This is a genomic window from Sphingobium sp. Cam5-1 (assembly GCF_015693305.1).
In the GTDB taxonomy this organism is placed as follows: domain Bacteria; phylum Pseudomonadota; class Alphaproteobacteria; order Sphingomonadales; family Sphingomonadaceae; genus Sphingobium.
The window spans coordinates 757,099-777,943 of the sequence record NZ_CP065139.1 but is presented as its reverse complement, the minus strand read 5'-3'; the positions used below and the strand labels follow the sequence as shown (position 1 = coordinate 777,943).

The 20,845-nt window shown below is 63.3% G+C and carries 20 protein-coding genes; 8 read left to right on the top strand and 12 right to left on the bottom strand.

The features are described from left to right. Nucleotides 1-25: 25 nt before the first annotated feature. The 4 genes from IZV00_RS17540 (at nt 26) to IZV00_RS17525 (ending at nt 3,559) form a co-directional block, all read left to right on the top strand. Nucleotides 26-1,024, top strand: a complete 999-nt coding sequence (locus IZV00_RS17540; protein WP_196226898.1) for an efflux RND transporter periplasmic adaptor subunit — start codon at nt 26-28, stop codon at nt 1,022-1,024. Further along, complete coding sequence (locus IZV00_RS17535; RefSeq protein ID WP_196226897.1) at nt 1,021-2,271, top strand: ABC transporter permease; 1,251 nt, start codon at nt 1,021-1,023, stop codon at nt 2,269-2,271. The genes IZV00_RS17540 and IZV00_RS17535 overlap by 4 nt, the downstream gene beginning before the upstream one ends. Further along, nucleotides 2,268-2,960 (top strand): ABC transporter ATP-binding protein, encoded by a 693-nt coding sequence (locus tag IZV00_RS17530; RefSeq protein ID WP_196226896.1) that lies wholly within the window; start codon nt 2,268-2,270, stop codon nt 2,958-2,960. The genes IZV00_RS17535 and IZV00_RS17530 overlap by 4 nt, the downstream gene beginning before the upstream one ends. A 215-nt stretch (nt 2,961-3,175) precedes the next feature. Then, on the top strand, nt 3,176-3,559 hold the full coding sequence (locus tag IZV00_RS17525) for a group II truncated hemoglobin (protein WP_196226895.1): 384 nt from the start codon (nt 3,176-3,178) through the stop codon (nt 3,557-3,559). Between the two features lie 42 nt (nt 3,560-3,601). Here IZV00_RS17525 and IZV00_RS17520 read toward each other — a convergent pair whose 3' ends face one another. Further along, on the bottom strand, nt 3,602-4,318 hold the full coding sequence (locus IZV00_RS17520; RefSeq protein WP_230463404.1) for a hypothetical protein: 717 nt from the start codon (nt 4,316-4,318) through the stop codon (nt 3,602-3,604). Nucleotides 4,319-4,559: 241 nt separating this feature from the next. Between IZV00_RS17520 and IZV00_RS17515 the strand changes: the two genes are divergently transcribed. The 4 genes from IZV00_RS17515 (at nt 4,560) to IZV00_RS17500 (ending at nt 9,901) form a co-directional block, all read left to right on the top strand. Beyond that, nucleotides 4,560-5,477, top strand: a complete 918-nt coding sequence (locus IZV00_RS17515) for a VOC family protein (protein WP_196226894.1) — start codon at nt 4,560-4,562, stop codon at nt 5,475-5,477. Nucleotides 5,478-5,494: 17 nt separating this feature from the next. Further along, nucleotides 5,495-6,688, top strand: a complete 1,194-nt coding sequence (locus tag IZV00_RS17510; protein WP_196226893.1) for a flavin-dependent monooxygenase — start codon at nt 5,495-5,497, stop codon at nt 6,686-6,688. 17 nt (nt 6,689-6,705) lie between these two features. Next, on the top strand, nt 6,706-7,785 hold the full coding sequence (locus tag IZV00_RS17505; protein WP_196226892.1) for a Rieske 2Fe-2S domain-containing protein: 1,080 nt from the start codon (nt 6,706-6,708) through the stop codon (nt 7,783-7,785). 172 nt (nt 7,786-7,957) lie between these two features. Continuing rightward, on the top strand, nt 7,958-9,901 hold the full coding sequence (locus tag IZV00_RS17500; protein WP_196226891.1) for a flavin-containing monooxygenase: 1,944 nt from the start codon (nt 7,958-7,960) through the stop codon (nt 9,899-9,901). A gap of 228 nt (nt 9,902-10,129) precedes the next feature. Here the strand turns inward: IZV00_RS17500 and ccoS are convergent, their stop codons facing one another. The 11 genes from ccoS to IZV00_RS17445 all read right to left on the bottom strand — a co-directional run bounded on the left by ccoS (nt 10,130) and on the right by IZV00_RS17445 (nt 20,829). Then, nucleotides 10,130-10,270: a cbb3-type cytochrome oxidase assembly protein CcoS gene (ccoS, locus tag IZV00_RS17495; RefSeq protein WP_196226890.1), complete on the bottom strand. Its 141-nt coding sequence runs from the start codon at nt 10,268-10,270 to the stop codon at nt 10,130-10,132. Further along, nucleotides 10,267-12,399, bottom strand: coding sequence for a heavy metal translocating P-type ATPase (locus tag IZV00_RS17490; RefSeq protein ID WP_196226889.1), 2,133 nt, complete (start codon nt 12,397-12,399; stop codon nt 10,267-10,269). The genes ccoS and IZV00_RS17490 overlap by 4 nt, the downstream gene beginning before the upstream one ends. Then, nucleotides 12,399-12,845 (bottom strand): FixH family protein, encoded by a 447-nt coding sequence (locus tag IZV00_RS17485; RefSeq protein WP_196226888.1) that lies wholly within the window; start codon nt 12,843-12,845, stop codon nt 12,399-12,401. The genes IZV00_RS17490 and IZV00_RS17485 overlap by 1 nt, the downstream gene beginning before the upstream one ends. A 2-nt stretch (nt 12,846-12,847) precedes the next feature. Beyond that, nucleotides 12,848-14,278, bottom strand: a complete 1,431-nt coding sequence (gene ccoG / locus IZV00_RS17480) for a cytochrome c oxidase accessory protein CcoG (protein ID WP_196226887.1) — start codon at nt 14,276-14,278, stop codon at nt 12,848-12,850. A 120-nt stretch (nt 14,279-14,398) separates the two neighbouring features. Continuing rightward, nucleotides 14,399-15,307 (bottom strand): cytochrome-c oxidase, cbb3-type subunit III, encoded by a 909-nt coding sequence (gene ccoP / locus IZV00_RS17475; RefSeq protein ID WP_196226886.1) that lies wholly within the window; start codon nt 15,305-15,307, stop codon nt 14,399-14,401. Next, complete coding sequence (locus IZV00_RS17470) at nt 15,300-15,470, bottom strand: cbb3-type cytochrome c oxidase subunit 3 (RefSeq protein WP_196226885.1); 171 nt, start codon at nt 15,468-15,470, stop codon at nt 15,300-15,302. Before IZV00_RS17470 ends, ccoP begins: the two co-directional genes overlap by 8 nt. Further along, nucleotides 15,467-16,213, bottom strand: a complete 747-nt coding sequence (gene ccoO, locus IZV00_RS17465) for a cytochrome-c oxidase, cbb3-type subunit II (RefSeq protein WP_196226884.1) — start codon at nt 16,211-16,213, stop codon at nt 15,467-15,469. Before ccoO ends, IZV00_RS17470 begins: the two co-directional genes overlap by 4 nt. A 12-nt stretch (nt 16,214-16,225) precedes the next feature. Beyond that, nucleotides 16,226-17,884 carry a cytochrome-c oxidase, cbb3-type subunit I gene (gene ccoN / locus IZV00_RS17460; RefSeq protein ID WP_196226883.1) on the bottom strand — a complete coding sequence of 553 codons (1,659 nt, stop codon included), beginning with the start codon at nt 17,882-17,884 and terminating at the stop codon, nt 16,226-16,228. Nucleotides 17,885-18,191: 307 nt separating this feature from the next. Beyond that, the gene (locus IZV00_RS17455) at nt 18,192-18,959 is read right to left on the bottom strand and encodes a Crp/Fnr family transcriptional regulator (RefSeq protein ID WP_196226882.1); all 768 of its coding nucleotides are present in this window, start codon (nt 18,957-18,959) and stop codon (nt 18,192-18,194) included. A gap of 109 nt (nt 18,960-19,068) precedes the next feature. Continuing rightward, the gene (fixJ, locus tag IZV00_RS17450; protein WP_196226881.1) at nt 19,069-19,680 is read right to left on the bottom strand and encodes a response regulator FixJ; all 612 of its coding nucleotides are present in this window, start codon (nt 19,678-19,680) and stop codon (nt 19,069-19,071) included. 3 nt (nt 19,681-19,683) lie between these two features. Beyond that, a complete protein-coding gene (locus tag IZV00_RS17445) occupies nt 19,684-20,829 on the bottom strand; it encodes a sensor histidine kinase (protein WP_196226880.1) in 1,146 nt (381 codons plus the stop codon). Between the last annotated feature and the right edge of the window lie 16 nt (nt 20,830-20,845).

The window sequence follows — 20,845 nt, the reverse complement described above, 5'->3', positions numbered from 1 at the left end:
TTCAGCATGATGCTATAGAGGGGGCATGAAACGCATTGCGCTCTTGCTGTTGCCGCTGGCGCTGCTGGCGGCGGCGGCAGTTTATTGGCTGCTCGCCGGGCGAGCGCACGACGTCACTCTCATGCCCGTTCGTGTCGGTGATGCGGTCGAACTGGTCTATGCCACCGGCTTTGTCGAGGCGGAACATCCCGTCACCATATCCGCGCGCCTCACCGCCCCTGTCCGTCAGGTGCTGGTGGAGGAAGCGCAGCGCGTGGGACGCGGCCAGCCGCTCGTCCTGCTGGATGACGAAGAGCAGCGCCATGCGGTGCAACAGGCGACGGCGCAACGCCGCGTTGCCTTGCAGGAGGAGCAGCGCACGCTCGCGCTGTTCGCCAAAGGATGGGTCACGCGGGCCGCCCGTGATTCCGCCGTTGCCGCAGCCGACAGTGCAAAGGCGGCGGAGGAAGGCGCGCGTGCCCGCCTCAATCAGATGGTGGTGCGGTCAGGCATCAACGGCATCGTCCTGCGCCGCGATGTGGAACCGGGCGATCTCGCAACCCCCGGCCGCGCGCTGATGACGCTGGGCGATCCCGCCAGCGTCCGAATTACCACAACGGTCGATGAACGCGACGTGCCGAGGATTCGCGTCGGCCAGGCGGCGCTGATGTCGAGCGACGCCTGGCCCGGTCGGGTGCTGCATGGCCATGTCCGCGAAGTGACGCCCGGCGGCGATCCCGAACAGCGCGCGTTCCGCGTTTATATCGTTACCGACCAGCCTTTGGCGCTGCCACTCGGGCTGACGCTGGAAGTCAACATCGTCACCCGGCGCACGGATCGCGCGCTGCTGGTGCCGACGAGCGCAATAGAGGACGGCAAAGTCTGGGTCATCCGCGACGGACGCGCTCATGCGCGAGCGGTGCGGACGGGCATCGCAGGGTCCGGCGATGTCCAGATCCTTTCAGGTCTATCGCAAGGCGAAATGATCGTGAAAGCGCCCGAGGGCAAACTGTCGGACAATATGCGAGTGCGGGTAACGCGATGAGCGGGCAATTGCGGCTGTTGGCAAGCATCGCCGCCCGGCATCTGGTGGGTCGGCGCCGACAGACTCTGGTTGCTGTGAGCGGCGTTGCGGTAGGCGTTGGCTTCTTCCTGGCCGTTTCCGCGATGATGATCGGAAGCCAGAATGATTTCATCAAGACGCTGATCGACGCCGCGCCGCACATCATCATTTCCGACGAACTGAGAAGCCCGCCGCCGCAACCGGGCGTCAGATTATATGAAGGTGCGGCGATAGACCTACGCCATTATAAGGTCCGAAACGAAGTGCGCGGCCTTAAAGGCTGGCCGGAGATATTGCGAGCCGTCAATGCGCTGCCCGGCGCGGTCGGCTCACCCAGCCTGACGGGCGCGATCACATTGCGCAGCGGTGGGCGGGAGGAAGCGTTGACGATCGTTGGCGTCGATCCGGCGGTCGAGGAGAAGATCAGCGCCATTGAGGACAAACTGCGCACCGGACGCCTTCGCGATCTGGAAAGCACGCAAGGCGGCATCATCATCGGCGAGGAGATGGCGCGGCGGCTCGGCCTTGCCATGGGCGATGTCGTGGGTGCGACCTCGGCATCGGGCAACAACCGTTCGCTCCGCATCGTCGGCCTGTTCAAGCGCGGTCAGACCCAGCTGTCCTCTTCGCTCGGCTATGTGCTTCTGCGGGAAGCGCAATCGCTGCTCGGCCGACCCTTCATCATCAATCGCATCGGTGTGCATCTGGACGATCCCTATGGCGCGCAGCCCATCAGCCGACGCCTGGAAGAGCGCTTTGCCTACAAGGCCGAAAGCTGGGAGGAGCGATCCGCAGACTTTCTCTCGCTACTCGTGACCCGCAATGTCATCATGTACAGTGTCGTCTCGGCGATCCTGCTGGTCGCCAGCTTCGGCATCTACACCGTCGTGTCGAACAGCGTGTCGGACAAGAGGCGCGACATTGCGATTATGCGCTCCATCGGCTTTTCCGAAGGCGACCTCCAACTGATTTTCGTGTTCGAAGGGTTGGCGCTGGCGCTGGTGGGCATCCTTGCGGGATGGCTGCTTGGCTACGGATTGATGGCCATCCTGGGCTCCCTCCACTTTCCCATTGGCGGAGACAATGAGCGTCTGCCGCTCGATCGATCGGCCCGGCAATATGTGATCGCCGCTGCGGCATCGCTGTTTTCGGGTGTGATCGCGGCCTGGCTTCCCGCGCGGAAAGCCGCACGGGTCGATCCTGTCGACATATTGCGGGGCGCGGTATGAGCGCGATCATGCAGGCGCAGGGGCTTTCCCGCGAACTGGCCGGGACACCCCCGGTAACGCTGGTTGCCGATGTTTCGCTGACGATTGAGCCGGACAGCTTCGTCGCCATCGTCGGGCCGTCGGGCTGTGGCAAGTCCTCCCTCCTCTATCTGTTGGGGTTACTGGACCGCCCGACCGAAGGGTCCGTACAGTTTGAGGGGCGCGACATGAACCAGCTCGACGGCGATGAACGCGCGCAGATCCGGCTGGCGCATTTCGGCTTCGTGTTTCAGTTTCACTTCCTGCTGCCCGAGTTCACCGCCCTGGAAAATGTGATGCTGCCGATGCGCAGGTTGGGCCAACTGTCGCCAGCACAGGCGAGAGAGAAGGCGCAGAGCCTGATGGCCACCGTCGGCTTGGCCAAGAAGATGGACAAGACGCCCAACCGCCTGTCGGGCGGCGAAAGGCAGCGCGTGGCGATCGCCCGAGCGATCGCGAACGATCCCGCGCTGGTGCTCTGTGACGAGCCAACCGGCAACCTCGACAGCCAGAACAGCGCCCACGTGGTCGAAATGTTTCGCGCACTCGCCCATGATCAGGGCCGCGCGGTCGTGTGCGTGACCCACGATCCCGACGTCGCTGCCGCAGCCGATGTGCAGATATCGATGCTGGACGGCCGTATCAGCGGAACCGACATTCGATCGCGATGAACGAGAACTCAAAAGCTCCGTCCCGCTGAAATCGCTGATTTTGACGCAAGTCAATTCGTCGCCGGGACTGAAGATTTAATGTCTTTCGAAAGGAGACATTAAATGGATCAGCTGTTTGGCCTTTATTTCCCGCATTTCGTCGCTGGCCTGATGATCGTGTTCATGCTCGTTCTGGGTGGTCTCAGCATCCAGGACGCCATGCGCGGCGACCGGAATTGAGCGAAGGCCAACCGCCCTTCCACGCCGTGGGCGGACGCGAAGGGGTCAGCAGGATCGTGGATCGATTCTATGACCTTATCGACTCCGTCCCGGCCTATCGCGACCTGCGGGCGATGCATGCCGATGACCTGACGCCTATGCGGCGGTCGTTGAGCGGTTTTCTGTGCGGCTGGCTGGGTGGCGACAGCGACTGGTTCGCGGCCAACCCCGGCAAGTGCATGATGTCGCTGCACGCCCGCTTTCCCATCACCGATGCCGTTGCCGTTCAATGGACGTCGGCGATGCGGAAAGCGATGGAGGATTGCGGCGTCGAAGAGCATCTGGCGGCGCGCATTGGCGGCGTCTTCGACGCGATGGCGTCGGCCATGGTTCGCGCCTGATTCTGACTGCCCCCGCGCATATCATCGGGGGCAGTTCTTGCGTCACCGACTGGCATCCGAGACCGCAAGTATGTGGTCCGCATGGCCGGGGAAGATGTAATCGAACTCCAGAACCACGCCGCCGCCCAAAGGACCATCGACGATCAGGTCTGTCTCGCAAAAGGCCTGCACACCATTGCGCCCATAGGTGTAGCGCGTGACGCCCCGATAGACTGGTGATGCATCAAGCCGGGCGTCGATCTCCGCGTCGCCCGGCTGAGCGCGATTGACCAGAAACTTCAATCGCCCGGCAAAGCGCGCGTCATTGGCCTCCAGCGCCTGGAGCGCCAGATAGCGATCTTCCAGCTGCTCAAGCGATGCATGAAGGAACCCAACATGAAAATCATATTCGGGGTCGGCTGCCTGTGCTGCCCGATAGGCTGAAACAGCGGGATGCTCGCTATCGGTGCCCAACCCCAGCGCTTCGCGCGCGGCGGTCAGCAGCGCCGCTGTCGCCGCCGGTAGCGGGCTGAGATAGACGATGTTGTCCCCGCCATTGGGGGCAAGGACATTGGTGGTGAAGCGATAGAATATGCCACCTTGCGGCAGTTCCATTTGCTGGGTCTGCATGAGCCCGGCGGTTTCCAGCAGCAACGCAGCTGCCGGACCATCTTCGGGCCGTGGATAGTGCAGGTTAACGTGGCTGATTGTCTGCGCCGCCTTTGCGCGCATGGTCGATTGGACGTTCATGCTGTTCCTCTCTGCCGCAGCCTCGAACACGCCCGGCCCCCTGATAGGAAGGCGAAGTCACCTCAAACACCTTGAGACAGGTCAAATTTCAAACATACGCGTAGTGTTTTGTTCTATTTGTAACGAAAATTGTCGCTGAAATACCGCATATACCGCGAATGATCGGATATATTCCGCTTAACGAAAACGAAAACTCCTGAAATTTGATGGTGATCAATTTCCTCCTAGTCGTCCCGGCTCATCATGGCCCCACAACCGACTGGAGGACGACATGGAAGTCGCGGCTCTCGCCTACAGCATCATTACGTCCCGCGACCTTGAGCAATGGGTCCGCTTCGCCGAGGACATTGCGGGATTTTCCGTCCATGCGCTTCCCGGCGGCCTGGCGCTGCGTCTTGACGAGCGCGCTGGGCGGCTGTTCATCATCGAAGGCGATCGTGACGGCTATTGCGCCAGCGGCTGGGAAGTGCGGAACGAGCAGCAATATGTCGCGGCCTTGGTGACCCTGGACGCACGCGGCGTCGCCTACACCCACTCGACGCAAGCGGAACGTGCGCTTCGTCATGTGACCGACATGGTCTGGTTCCGTGATCCGTCCGGCAACCGCCATGAGATCAGCTATGGCTATGTCAGCAGCTTTGCGCCCTTCTGTTCCCCACAAGGCGTGCGCTTCGTCACGGGCGACCTTGGCTACGGCCATGCGGTGCTGCCTGCCCCCCACTTCGGCGAGACGCGCGACTTCCTGACCGACGTTCTCGGCCTCGGCCTGTCCGATTTCATGGTGCATCGTCCGGCAGGCGAAGGCGGCCCCGAAATGCGGATCGATTTCCTGCACTGCGCCAATGGCCGTCATCACAGCCTGGCGCTGTTCGAGGGCGAGGTGCCGTCCGGCTGCGTGCACCTGATGGTGGAAGTCGCGACGATCGACGAGGTCGGCCATGCCTATGACCGCATGCTGGCATCCGGAGCGCGGCTGATGGCGACGCTAGGCCGGCACACCAACGATCACATGATCAGCTTCTACGTCCAAACGCCCGGCGGCTTCGCGCTGGAATATGGCTGCGGCGGGCGCGTCATGGACTGGGACCATCACACCGTTTTCGAAAGCACATCGGCCAGCCTGTGGGGCCATGATTTCAGTGTCGGCTTCGGCGCCGATGAACAGGCGAAACTGGCCGACGCGGCCTGATCATAAGGAGAGGGAATATGACGCTTGCCAACGCGACCACCGCGCCCGCCATGGCCGATCTTGTCGATCGGGCGGCGGCGCTCGTGCCGGTGCTGCGCGAACGGGCCAACGCCTGCGAAGCGGGCAACAAGGTGCCGGACAAGACCATCCGCGATTTTCAGGAAGCGGGCTTTTTCAAGATACTCCAGCCCCGCCGCCATGGCGGATATGAGATGGACATCGAAACATTCTACGCGGTGCAGATGAAGCTCGCCGAAGGCTGCATGTCCTCCGCCTGGGTGCTGGGCGTCGTCGCCGTGCATAACTGGCAGCTCGCCCTGTTCGACGCCAAGGCGCAGGAGGATGTGTGGGGCAAGGATGAAGCAACCCTCATCTCCTCTTCCTACATGCCGCGCGCGCAGGTGACGCCGATCGAAGGCGGCTACCGGATCAGCGGCCGCTGGGGCTTTTCCAGCGGCGTCGATCATTGCGATTGGGCGTTTCTGGGCGGCCTGGTCAATGATCCGGAGACGGGCGAGCCGGACTTCTGGACATTCCTGGTCCCTCGGGCCGATTTCAAGATACTGCCGATCTGGGACACGATCGGGCTTGGCGGCACGGGCAGCCATGATGTGACGGTGGAGGACGCCTATGTCCCCGCCTACCGCACGCATCGATCAAAGGATGGTTTTGCCGCCACCAATCCGGGCGCAAAGGTCAATCCCGCGCCGCTTTACAAGCTGCCGTTCGGGCAGGTGTTCGTGCGGGCTGTATCTTCCTCGTCCATCGGGGCTCTTCAGGGTGCGCTGGATAGCTTCATCGAAAAGGGCGCCAAGCGCAGGAGCGCCAATAGCGGGGCGAGCGCGTCGGCCGACCCCGATGTGCAGATGGTGATCGCCGAAACCCACGTTGCGATCGACGAGATGAAGACCATCCTGTTCCGCAACTTCGAGCATCTGACCGAAAAGGCGCGCGCAGGGGAGCAGGCGGATCTGGAAACCCGGCTGCACTATCGGTTCCAGTCGGCGCAGATTTCCGGCCGCTGCTGCGCGCTGATCGCCCGCATCTTCGCGGCCAGCGGCGCGGAAGCCATTTATCGCGGCAACCCGATCGCCCGCGCCTTCTGCGACATTCATGCCGGACGTGCGCATGTGGCGAACAATCCGGGCGTGGTCGGCCGCAACTTCGGCGGCGTCCTGCTGGGCGCACCCAACAGCGACAGCTTCATTTAAGAGGAAGGGGGCAGATCATGGCAAAGACAGCCGAATATGGCCTGGGCGAACTGACCTTCCCCCGTGGATGGTTCATGGTGGCAATCGCCGATGAGGTGACGCAGCAACCGCAACCCGTCCGCTTCTTCGGGCAGGACATGGCACTTTATCGCGGCAAGAGCGGGCGCGTCGTTTTGCTCAACGCCTATTGCCCGCACATGCGCGTCAACATCGCGCGCAACAGCACATCCTATGTCGTGCGCGACGGCAATCAGGTAGAGGGGGATTCCATTCGCTGCCCCGCCCATGGCTGGCGCTTCACGTCGGAGGGCCAGTGCGACGACATCCCCTATTCGACGCGCAACATACCAAAAGCCGCCTGCATCAAGTCGCACAAGGTCGTGGAAAAGGCGGGCTGCATCTGGATGTGGCACGACATGGAAGGGGGCGAACCCGACTATGACCTGCCGGACTTCGCCGAATGGGACCGCATCGGCGAAGGATGGGTCCGCTGGCAGGTGGATCATCTGGGCACATTGCCGATCCACCCGCAGGAAATCCTCGACAACATGACTGACTATGCGCATTTCGCGCCGGTCCATGGATCGTCGGGCAATGTGTTTTTCGAAAATGAATTTGACGGTCCCATCATGCGCCAGCGCTTTGCATCGGGCCATCGTACGTTGGTGGATGGCAGCGCGATGCTGGAAACCGACACCTGGTACACCGGGCCGGGCATCCTGCTGTCCCGCATGGAGGGCAAGCATCCCTCGCTCATGATGATCTGCAACACGCCGGTCGAGGATGGCGAGGTTCGCGTCTGGTTCGCGGTCATGGCGCAGACCGCCGCGAATGGCGAGGCGACGGAGGAAGATCGCGCCGTCGCCCGCGCCTATCATGAAGCCGGACTCGCCGCCTTCTCACAGGATTTCGAGCTATGGAAATATAAGGAAGCGGCGATCAATATCCTGCAAGTCCCGGACGACGGGCCGTTTAACAAGGGACGGCTATGGTATCGGCAATTCTACAACCCACGCGCCCGTGCGGGTGAATTTCAGAAGCGGGTTAACGGCGTCCATACCACAGTGGACCTTCGCGGAAGCAAGGCCGCCGCTTGAACATCCCGTAGTTGAGGGATCGACGGCGGAGCTTCCCTCGGGCTGCTCCGCTGCTTCCATATGCACTTCCCAATTTTGACGCACGTCAATTTGTTCGGGCATTGTAAGTATATACTCACTTATCGAGGGCGCCGCCTTTTCTGCCGCGGTGCAACCCAAGAGAGGAGCGAAGATGAACGCGCATAGCCAGCCATATCCGGCGACCACATGCCCCCTGCCTATCGCTGACCACGATGGACTTCGCAGGGCGTTGCAGGACGCAAACCTGCCTAGCCTGCTGATGGTTTACACGACCTATGCGCAGGACCGCGAATATCTGGACAGTTTCGCGCCCTACCTGACCGGCATTTACACGGCAGAAGCGCCGTCGAATGTCCCGGATGAAATGGCGCAGGATCTGCGGGATCGCCTCTTCACGCTGTTGACCAACCCGACGCCGCCGGTGGAACGCCCGATCGATCCTGAACTGCTCCGCCGGATGATGGGCGTCAGCGTCGGTGAGGATGTCGATCCCGCCATCATGCCGGTGCTTTACGACCAGATGGGCTTTGAACGCCCGGTGCCGCGCAAGGACATGCCCGGCCGCATCCATCCGCCCGCCGACTTCCGCGTGCTGGTGATCGGCGGCGGCATGACCGGCATTGCGGCGGGCATCAAGCTGGGCGAGGCGGGCTATGACTATACGATCATCGAGAAGAACCCTGACCTTGGCGGCACATGGCTGGAAAACCGCTATCCCGGCGTCGGCGTCGATACGCCCAGCCACTTCTACTCCTATTCCTTTGAGCTGAACCCTGACTGGAGCAGCTACCACCCCAAGGGGCCGGAGATTCACAGCTATCTGACCGGCGTCGCCGACAAATACGGCATCCGCGATCATGTCCAGTTCGGGACGAAGGTGCTCGCTGCCCGCTGGAGCGATGCGGACAGCAACTGGCACGTCACCTTGCAGGATGTGAAGACTGGCGCCGAACGAGTGGAAGTGGTCAATGCGGTCCTGCTCGCCCACGGCGTTCTGAACCGCTGGTCCTTCCCCAATATCCCCGGTCTGGACAGCTTCAAGGGCACCAAGATGCACACCGCCGGGTGGGACCCGGACATCGACCTTACCGGGAAGCGCGTGGCGGTGATCGGCACGGGTGCCAGCGCTGCCCAGCTCGCCCCCGCGATCGCTGACAAGGTTTCCAGCCTCGTCATCTTTCAGCGGTCCAAACATTGGGTGCTCAATAACCCGGAAATCACCGCCCCGGTGAATGACAATATCCGCTTCGCGCTGCGCAACATTCCCCATTACAAGGAATGGTTCCGCTTCCGCGTTTACTGGTTCACCGGCGATGGCCTCTACGGCAATGTGAAGAGAGACCCGAACTGGCCCAACCAGGACGTCTCCATCTCTGCCCAGAATGACGGCGCGCGCAGCTATGCGCTGCAATATATCCATCGCAAGCTGGCGGGCCGTCCCGACCTTATCGAAAAGGTCGTTCCCGACTATCCGATCTTTGGCAAGCGCATCGTTCTGGACGCCGATGGCGGCTGGCTCGACACATTGCTGAAGCCCAATGTTACGCTGGAAACCGACCCCATCGACCATGTCGAAGAGCATGCGATCGTCACCAGGAGCGGCAAGCGCTACGAAGTCGATGTGATCGCGCTGGCCACCGGCTTTGAACTCGCCCCTGCACTCGGCCCGCTCAAGGTCTATGGCCGGGGCGGCTGCGATCTGGCGGCGGCCTGGGGCAAGGATGAGGCGCGCGCCTATCTGGGCGTGATGGCTCCCGCCTATCCCAACTTCTTCATGACGCTCGGGCCGAACAGCGCGCCCAATCATGCGGCGGGCGTCAACATGGTGTTGGAAGCGCAGATCCACTATATTGTTGAAGCGCTCGACAGGATCGTGGCCGCTGGCGGCAAGGCGATCGAGCCGACCGAGCAGGCCTATATCGACTGGAACGAAAAGGTCGACGAGCAGATGAAGCAAATGGTCTGGACCCACCCCAAGGCCAAAAGCTATTATTTGAACAGCAAGGGCCGCAACTATGTGTCCTGCCCGTTCAAGCTCGCCGAATATTGGAACTGGACCCGCAATCCTGATGCGGAGGCAATGGTCATTTCCTGATTTTCGCTAAAGACAGAAAAAGGGGGGGCTCGATCCACTCGGATCGGGCTCCTTTGTCACACCCGCCATGTTCAAGGGCTTGTCATCCCGGACTTGATCCGGGATCCCGCTCCGTCTCTGCGAAGTTTCCGAAGATAGCGGGACCCCGGATCAAGTCCGGGTGACGGAAAGCGAACTTATAAGCCGTCGTTTGAGGACAGGCTGATAAGGCCCCAACGCACCCCGCCCTCAATCCTCGTCGATCAATATCCGCGCCGCCGCGCCTTCGCTGTCATCGAACTGCCCATTGCGCAGCGCCCAGAAAAAGGCGGCAAGGCCCAGCAGTCCAAGGAACAACGCGATCGGGATCAACAATCCAAGGCCAGTCATTTCGCGGCTCCCTTCAAACGCAAGGCATTGGCGATCACGATCAGCGAGGATGTCGACATGGCGACTGCGGCCACCAACGGCGTGACCTTCCCCGCCACGGCCAGCGGCACGGCCAGCACATTATAGCCGATGGCCAGCGCGAAATTCTGCTTCACCACGGCAATCGTCCTACGCGCCGCACGAACTGTCAGCGCCACCGGTGCCAGCCTGTCGCCCAGGAACACCGCATCCGCCGTCAGCTGGCTCGCGTCGCTAGCGGAAGCCGGGGCCATGCTGGCATGACCCGCCGCCAGCGCCGGGCCGTCATTCAGCCCGTCGCCCACCATCAACACCTTCTCGCCGCGCGCCTGTAACCGCCCGACGAGCGCCAACTTGTCTGCGGGACGCAGATGGCCGATCGCCGTCGTGCCGGTCGCACGCGCGATCTCCTCCAGAGCTTCGGGGCGATCCCCGCTGGCGATCAACGTCTTGAGGCCCATAGAGCGCATCTCGCTCAGCGTTTCCGCCGCATCCGGGCGCAGGGCGTCGGAAAAGTGCAGCAACACCGAACGCTCGCCGAACCGATATTCGCTCGCAAGGCCGAACAGGCTGACGACGCTTCGTGGCCGGGCCAGCGACACCGCCACGCCGCCATGATCGGCGAATATGCCCTCACCCGGAATTTCGCGGATATGGTCGAGGGACGCGGGGGCGACTTGCCGAGCCTCCAGCGCCTGTCGCAGCGCGGCGCTCAACGGATGGCGAGAGACCCTTGCCAGCGCCAGCAGGATCGACTGGTCGTCAGCACCTAATCGCTCCAGCCCCTGCGGCACCGGGCGGCCCAAAGTCAGCGTGCCGGTCTTGTCAAACAGCGCTTCGCTCACTTCCGCCAGCCGCTCCAGCGCCGACCCGTCCTTCACCAGCACGCCGCGCCGCATCAGCGAGCCGCATGCAACGATCTGCGCCGCCGGGACCGCAAGGCCGAGCGCGCAGGGGCAGGTGATGAGCAGCACGGCCACCGCTATCAGCAGCGCCTGATGCGCGCCCGCCCCCGCGATCATCCACCCTGCGAAAGACAGCGCTGCAAGCAGATGGACGCAAGGCGCGTAATAGCGCGCGGCACGATCGGCGATCTGGACATAAAGGGACTTGCCCTGCCCCGCTTCCTCCATCAGGCGGGCGATGTCGGCGATGACCGTATCGGCCCCGGCCCCCGTCACCTCCACAGTGATCGGCCCTTCGACATTCATCGCCCCGGCCTGCACGGCATCGCCAGCGCGCACGCGAACCGGCGCGCTTTCGCCGGTCAGGAAAGCGAGGTCGATGCCGCTTTCTCCTTCAACGACCCGGCCATCGGCGGCCAGCCTTTCGCCCGCCGCAACCAGCATCCGCATGCCCGGACGCAGCGTGCTCGCCGCCGTCCACTGGCTGCGGCCGCCTTCGCCCAGCACCAGCGCGCCCGGCGCCGTCTGCTTGAGCAACGCAGCTACCCCGGCCCGCGCCCGCCCCCGCATCATGCTGTCCAGGCAGCGCCCCGCGAGCAGGAAGAACAGCAGCATCACCGCTCCGTCGAACCAGGCATGTTCACCGCCACTGACGGTCTCGAACAGGCTCATCGCAGTCGTCAGCAGCACGCCGATACTGATCGGCACGTCCATGTTGGTCCGCCGCTGCCTGAGCGCAGCCCAGGCGGAACGGAAGAATGGCTGGCCGGCATAAGCGACGGTCGGCAAAGCAATCAGCGCCGACAGCCAGTGGAACATCGTCCGCGTGGCCCCTTCCGCCCCTGACCAGATCGACACCGACAACAGCATGATGTTCATCGCCGCGAATCCTGCCACGGCAAGCGCGCGCACCAGCGCCTTGCTCTCTGCCGCCGCGATGTCTTGCCCCGGATCGGCAAGTGGCTCCGCGTCGAACCCCAGCGCGACGATTGCCGCCTTCAACTCCGGCGGCGTCAACGCGGGATCATGGCTGATCGCAACCCGCTTAGCGCTCATATTGACGCGCGCGGCACGGATGCCGGGCGTCAGCGGCAGGCCATTCTCGATCTTCGAGATGCACCCCGCACAATGAATGCCCGGCACCGCAAACAGGCTTTCCTTTGCGTCAGCCGAGGCTTCCTCATTGAGAACAGGCTGGCTGGCCATCAGTCGATCTCCCGCAGCAAATGTTCTTCTCCGCCCCCATGGCGAATGTCGAAGCGCAGCTGCCACCGCCCTGCGGGCAAGGCGCGATCGCTCACATAAAGTCCGGGCGCGGCCTCATGCAGGCGCAGCACCATATCCGGCGCGCGCCCAAGCGGATGTTGCGCCACCGCGCTCATCTGCGCACCCCGCACGTTCAGCTCCATCCGCACATGGCGCGCGGGGTCCAGCGTCACCCTGTCGCGCCAGCCCAGCTTTTCCTGCGCGCGCGCCTGCGCCAGCCAGCCGTTGAACTTCTGGCTGGCGACATAGCTATTCTCCACCACCGTCCCGCCGAAGGATCGCACGGCGATCGTCGCCATAGCCATGTTCACGGCGATGACGACGGCAAAACCCGCGACGAGTATCGCGGTCATGTGCCAGCCGGTGAAGGGACGGGCATGTTTCATGTTCAGGGCCTTTCGAAACGAGCGTCTTCGCTGTCGCCGCCGCCTTCGCGGTCCAGCGCGCGCACGGTGAAGCGGAAATCCTGCCGCGCTGGCCCTGCGGAGGGCATCGTCAGGAACAGGCGCAGCTTGGTCACGCTGTCGGCAGCGACGGCAGCGCGCACCGCATCACTCGCCTTTTCCCGTGATCCGGCGTCGGTCCAGATCTTTGCGTCGGCTAGACCCGTAACGCGCACCTCCACCTCGCGCGGGCGCGCCTCCATGTTCCGCAGCTTCACCGTATAGCTGTTGCGGATTGCGCCGTCGGACAGGCGCACGAAGATCGGATTGCGATCCTGCTGCGCGCTGATGTCGAGCCGCGTGCGCGCGCCCAACGCGAACAGCATCGCCGCGCCGATGCTGGCCCAGACCGTGAAATAGGCGATGGTGCGCGCACGCAGCAGCGTCTTGAGCACAGGCCGCGGCGCCGCGCCCTTCTTCTCTGCCTCGGCATCGTCCTCGGTACAATAATCGATCAGCCCGCGCGGCCGTCCGACCTGCGCCATCACCTTGTCGCAGGCGTCGATGCACAGCGCGCAGGTGATGCAGCCGATCTGCGGGCCTTCCCGAATGTCGATGCCGGTGGGACAGACCGCGACGCACTGGTTGCAATCGATACAGTCGCCATAGTCGCCGGGATTCGCCTGCGCCTTCTTCAGGCTGCCGCGCTGCTCGCCACGCCAATCCTTATAGGTCACGACCAGCGATTTCTCATCCAGCATCGCGGTCTGGATACGCGGCCATGGGCACATGTAGATGCACACCTGCTCGCGCATGAAGCCGCCCAGGATGAAGGTGGTAGCGGTCAGCACCGCAACCGTCCCATAGGCGACCGGCGCTGCCGTGCCGCTCCAGAACTGCTGCTGCAAAGTCGGCGCGTCGGCGAAATAGAAAATCCATGCGCCCCCGGTAATGAATGCGATCGCCAGCCAGACGGACCATTTGGCAAGCCGTCGGGCCAGCTTGGCAGCGCTCCATGGCGCTTTCGCCAGCTTCAGTTGCGCATTGCGGTCGCCATCGATGAAGCGCTCGACATGCTGATAAAGGTCGGTCCACACCGTCTGCGGGCAGGCATAGCCGCACCAGGCCCGCCCCACCGCCGAGGTGACGAGGAACAGACCGATCCCCGCCATGATGAGCAGGCCCGCCACATAGTAGAATTCATGCGGCCAGATCTCGATCGAGAACATGTAGAAGCGGCGGTGCGCCAGATCGACCAGCACCGCCTGATCCGGCGCATAAGGCCCCCGATCCCAGCGCAGCCAGGGCGTGCCCCAATAGATGGCAAGCGTCACCGCCATGACCGCCCATTTGAGGCGCCGGTAAAAGCCATCCACCGCCTTGGGATAGACGCCCTTGCGCTTCTCATAGAGCGAGGGGGAGTCCGACATCAGCATGGCCGACTCCCTTCCTCCGTCATCCCAGACTTGATCCGGGATCCCGCTTCTTCCCCACACCCGGCGCAAAGAGCAGCGGGACCCCGGATCAAGTCCGGGGTGACGATTGCTGGGCGGCTGCTATCGCGCGCCATTGCTCGCAACCTTCACCGGCGCAGCCTCACCCCCGCCAAGGCTGTGCACATAGGCGGCCAGCATCCGGATCGTCGCCTTGTCCAGCTTGTCGTCCCAGCGTGGCATCACGCCATGGCGGCTGTTCCACACGGTTTCATGGATAGTGTCCGCATCACCGCCATAGAGCCAGATCGCATCGATCAGGTTCGGCGCACCAAGCTCCCGGTTCCCCTTCCCCGCAGGGCCGTGGCAGACGGCGCAATTGTCGGCAAAGACCTTGGCCCCGCGCTGCGAAGCGGCGCTGGCACGGTCCTGCCCGCTGATCGCCCGCACATGCGCAACCACATCATCGACCTGCGCCGCCGTCAGCAACTGATCCTTGCCGAAAGCAGGCATCAGCGACTGGCGGGTTGCGTCATGATCGGGATTGCGCACGCCATCGGTGAGGGTCTTTTCGATTGCGGCCAGATCGCCGCCCCACAGCCAGTCGTCGTCATTCAGATTGGGATAGCCCTTCGATCCCGCCGCGCCCGATCCGTGGCACTGCACGCAATGGACGCGGAACGCGGCGCGTCCGCCCTCCGCCGCCGCCTGCATCAGCTGCGGCCGCGTCGGCAGGACTTCGATGGAGGTGTCGGCGATCGCCTGCCGCACCGGCGCGATCTGCGCTTCCCGCGCCGCCAGTTCCTTGTCGAGAGCGCCCCGGCTCGACCAGCCAAGCAGGCCGCCGGTCGCCCGATTGATCATCGGCAACGCCGGATAGGCGATCACATAACCGATCGCGAACAGGATGGTCGCGTAGAAGGTCCACAGCCACCAGCGCGGCAGCGGCGTCTCCAACTCCTGGATGCCGTCCCACTCATGATGTTTGATCTCGGTGCCGGTGGCGGCGTCGATGCGCTTTTCGTCAGCCATGATCGGCCTCCGCAGGGTCATTTTGGAATATGGCGAGCGCGGCCTCTTCGCTGCGTTCACCGCCTTTGGGCAGGAAGAGCCAGCCGATCAGGGCGGCGTAGCTCACCCCCATGAAGACCAGCCCCCAGCTGTCGGCGAAATGCCGCAAGGCGTCGTAGCTCATCGCTCGACCTCCTGTGGCTTGGCGCTGTCCACATCGACCAACGTGCCCAGCATCTGGAGATAGGCGACCAGCGCATCCATCTCCGTCACCTTGCCCGGATCGCCGTCGAAATCGCGCGCCTGCGCCTTGGGATAGCGCTTGATCAGATCCTTGGCATCCGCATCGGGATCGGCCTGTGCCTTCAGGTCGTTATTGGCCTTGGCAATGTCATCCTTGCTATAAGGCACGCCGACGTCGGACAGCGCGGTCAGGTCCTTGCGCATGTCCGCAGGCTTCAATTCCCGATCGGCGAGGAAGGCATAGCCCGGCATGATCGATTCCGGCACGACCGCGCGCGGGTCCTTCAGATGCTGGACATGCCATTCATCCGAATATCTGCCGCCGACGCGCGCCAGGTCGGGGCCGGTGCGCTTCGATCCCCATTGGAAGGGATGGTCATACATGCTCTCCGCCGCGAGGCTATAATGGCCATAGCGTTCCGTCTCGTCCCGGAACGGCCGGATCATCTGACTGTGGCAATTGTAGCAGCCTTCGCGGATGTAGATGTTCCGCCCCGCCAGCTCCAGCGGCGTATAGGGCCGCATCCCTTCCACCTTCTCGATCGTATTGTCGATCCAGAAGAGCGGTGCGATCTCCACGATGCCGCCAATGGCGACCACGATCAGCGAAGCGATGCCCAGCAGGGAGACGTTGCGCTCCAGCTTGCCATGGTCCCAGAACTTACCCTTGGTCTTGCTAGTCATGTCTTGGCGTCCTTAAGCAGGCTGGGCGACAAGCGGTCGATCCGCCGTCGGATCATAGGCCGCATCACTCATCGGCTTCTCCGCACGCAGCGGGCTGCCAGCGATGGTCTTGCCGATATTCCAGGCCATGATGATCGCCCCGGCGAGGTACATGAGGCCTCCGGCCGCGCGGATCACATACATGGGGAACATGGCGCTCACGACTTCGGAGAAGGCATAGACGAGGTAGCCGTCGCTCCCATATTCGCGCCACATCAGCCCCTGCATGATGCCCGCGACCCACATCGAAGAGGCGTAGAGAACGATGCCCAGCGTCGCGAGCCAGAAGTGCCAGTTCACCAGCCGCAACGAATAGAGCCTCTCGCGCTTCCACAGACGCGGCGTCAGATAATAGAGGCAGGCGAAAGTAATCAGCCCATTCCAGCCCAATGCACCACTATGCACATGACCAATCGTCCAGTCGGTATAGTGCGACAGGCTGTTCACCGCCTTCACCGACATCATCGGTCCTTCAAAGGTGCTCATGCCGTAGAAGGCCAGCGCCATCACCATCATGCGGATGATCGGATCTGTGCGGATGCGATCCCATGCGCCGTTCAGCGTCATCAGGCCGTTGATCATCCCGCCCCAGCTCGGCATCCACAGCATGACCGAAAAGACCATGCCCAGCGTCTGCGCCCAGTCGGGCAGCGCCGTATAATGAAGGTGGTGTGGACCTGCCCAAATATAGAGGAAGATCAGCGACCAGAAGTGGATGATCGACAGCCGATAACTATAGACCGGCCGCTCCGCCTGCTTGGGCACGAAATAATACATCATGGCGAGGAAACCGGCGGTCAGGAAGAAGCCGACGGCATTATGTCCATACCACCATTGGGTCAGTGCATCCTGCACACCCGCGAAAGCGCTGTAGCTCTTGGAACCCAGCAGGCTGACCGGCACCGACAGGTTGTTGACGATGTGCAGCATCGCGATCGTCAGGATAAAGCTCAGGTAGAACCAGTTCGCCACATAGATATGCGGCTCGCTGCGGCGCAGGATCGTGCCGCCGAAGACGACAAGATAGGCGACCCACACAATCGTCAACCAGATGTCGACATACCATTCAGGCTCGGCATATTCGCGCGCTTCGGTGATGCCCATGACATAGCCAGTCGCGGCCAGCACGATGAAGAGCTGGTAACCCCAGAATACGAACCGGGCGAGCGATGGAAAAGCCAGCCGCGCGCGACAGGTCCGCTGCACGACATAGAAACTCGTCGCGATCAGCGCATTGCCGCCAAATGCAAAGATCACCGCCGAAGTATGCAGCGGCCGCAATCGCCCGAAACTCGTATATTCAATGCCGAGGTTCAGCGCCGGAAACGCCAGCTGCAAGGCGATGTACAGCCCCGCCAGAAACCCCGCCAAACCCCAAAAGACGGTCGCGATCACACCCCAACGGATCGGGTCGTCATCATATTTCCCCTGATCGGCCGGCATCTTCAGCAGGCCGCGTGCGATCCCGGCATAATCGGCCCCGCCGATCGTCACCACCACCATCAACAGCGCCGCCGCGCAGGCTATGCCCATATGGACGGCAAAGCCGCTGTCCACCGCCATCAGCGCCGCCAGCAAGGCGACCACCGCCAGCGCGAACCAGCCGCCCGACTTCAATAATAGTTGATCCATCGGATCCCCCCGCGAAAGCTTGTCTGCGGCGCCCTTGCCCAGGGGCCGCCTTCACGATCCAACCTCTGTCAAAGGCGGGGCGGCAGGTATGTAGGGGAATATCCGTAGGCAGATTGTCCCGGCCGCCCTAAGGGTGAAGCATAGACCTTGCTCCCCCTCCCGCAGGCGGGAGGGGGCTGGGGGGTGGGCCAGCGCAACATCAATGCAGATGACAGAGCCCAGCCCAGAGGCTCGCTTCGCTCGCGCCCACCCCTAACCCCTCCTGTTTACGGGAGGGGAAACGCTCGGACTATCGGCAGCTTTTCCCTCACGCCCCCTCGGCCATGCTCTCCAGCCGATCGGCATCGCAGATCCGCACGCCCCGCCGTCCGGCCAGCGCGATCACGCCCAGCCGCTTCATATCGCTGATCTGACGCGACACGGTCTCGATGGTCAGCCCCAATATGTCCGCGATCTGCTGGCGCGATAGCGGCAGGTCGATCACGCCGCTTCGATCCGCGCGCAGCCGCCTGCTCATGTCCAGCAGAAAGGAGGCGACCTTTTCCCGCGCATTTTTCCGCCCCAGCAGCAGCATCCAGCCGCGCGTCCGGTCAAGGTCGTCCAGCGTCCGCTGGAGCAGCCGATGCTCGAGCTGCGAATGCTGGCGCGCAAAGCCGTCGAAAGCGCCGCGCGGATAGAGGCACAGCCGCGCATCGGTGAGCGCCGTCACGCTATGCGGCGTGCGCGCGCCAAAAGGCCGTCCGATGAAATCGGATGCATAGACCACGCCGACGATCTGCTCACGCCCGTCGCCCGTCGATGTGGCGAGCTTCAGCGTGCCTTCGATCACATTGGCGACGACCATGCTGTCATCGCCTTCCCACATCACCGTCTGCCCGGCCTGCAAGGTCACCCGTCGCCCGATCCGGTTCAGCGCCGCGCGCTCCTGCGGGTTGAGATCGGCGCAGATCGCCTGGTCGCGCACTTCGCAGCGATCGCAATAACCCGCGCCGCAGCTTCCGGCCGCCGGAGTCATCATCGCCGCCATCTCAGGCCCGCGGGGCGCCTTTTGCGCCAGATCAAATTGCATATCCATGCCCGCTGCATGCCGCCATGCGGGTTTCAGACCTATCCGTAAATGTCCCTAACCGTCCCCACATCCGTCACCCCGGGTCAAGCCCGGGGTGACGGACCCACAGGTTCCCTCACTCCAACCCCGCATGGAACGCGATGCGCAGCGCTTCGGCCAGGCTCTTCACCTCCAGCTTCTGCATCAGGTTGGCGCGATGGATCTCCACCGTGCGCGGGCTGATCCCGAGGTCAAAGGCGATCGTCTTGTTGGGCAGCCCTTCGACCAGTCCGTCCAGCACATCGCGCTCCCGATCGGTCAGCACATTCAGCCGCGCGCGCGCATCCTCCGCCCGCGCGCCTGCGCCACGGTCGGCGACCGCCACCCGCCGCGCCGCTTCGACACATCCAAGCAGCGCCGCCTTCTCGAACGGCTTTTCGATGAAGTCGCTCGCGCCCGCCTTCATCGCCGCCACCGCCATGTCGATGTCGCCATGGCCGGTCATGATCACCACGGGCAGCATGACGCCCCGCGCGCGCAATTCGCGCTGCACCTCCAGCCCATCGATATCGGGCATCCGCACGTCCAGCAGCACGCATCCCGGCTCCAGCCCCGCCGCCTCTTTCAGGAAAGCCGTCCCGCCCTCGAACAGGCGCACGGCATAGCCGCTGGTCTTCAGCAGGAAGGACAGCGACCGGCGGATCGCCTCGTCATCATCGACGACATAGATGGGGAAGGGTTCGCTCATGCCTTAATCCGCGCGATCGAGGGTGAAGTGAAAGGCCGTGCCGCCCCATTGCGACGGCTGTGCCCAGATGCGGCCGCCATGGCCTTCGACGATCGTCTGGCTGATCGACAGGCCCACGCCCATGCCGGACGGCTTGCTGGTCGTGAAGGGCATGAAGAGCGTGCGCGACATGTCGGGGTCCAACCCCGTTCCGCTGTCCGCCACGATCACCTCGACCCGTCCATCCTCGGCCGGGGCGGCGGACAGGCGCAGGATGCGTGCGGGGCTGTGCGCCATCGCCTCCATCGCATTCTTGATGAGGTTGATGATCACCTGCTGCAACTGCACGCGGTTGACCAGCACCCTGTCCACCCGCCGATCGACGCTTATGTCCATGTCGATGCCCCGGCTGTCCATGCCGATGAAGGCCAGCGCGGCCCCTTCGGCCAGCAGTTCCCGCAACGATTCCGGCTGGCGCATCGTTTCGCCGCGCTTGATGAACTCGCGCAGCGACCGGATGATCTCGCCCGCGCGCAGCGCCTGCCGCGCGCTTTCGTCCATCGCCTCGCGCAGCATCTCGCGATCCACCGGCCCGTCGGCGTCCAGCAGGTCGCGCCCGGCCTCCAGATAGTTGGCGATCGCCGTCAACGGCTGGTTCAACTCATGCGCCAGCGCGGACGCCAGCGTCCCCATCGCCGTCACCCGGCTGGCGTGCGACAGTTCCGCCTGAAGGTCCGCCACGCGCCGCTCGGCCTGTTGCCGCTCGGTCAGGTCGCGGATGAAGCCGGTAAACAGCCTTTGCCCCCGGTCCTGCACCTCGCCCACCGACAATTCGATCGGAAAGGTCGATCCGTCGCGCCGCCGCGCGCTGGTGAGGCGGCCGATACCGATGATCCGTTTTTCGCCGGTACTGAGATAATGGTCGATATAGCCATCATGCCGTTCCCGATCCGGCGACGGCATCAACATGGAGATATTTTCGCCCAGTACGTCCGTTTCGGCATATTGGAACATGCGCTGCGCCGCCGCGCTGAAGGACACGATCCGCCCGGCCATGTCGATGACGATCAGCGCGTCGGGCACCGTCGCGAGAATTGACCCCAGCAACGCCTGTTCCAAGCTATGCTCGCGCTCGATCAAGCCTTCCGTGTCATCGTCCGCCACCGCCATCGGGTTACAATGCCCT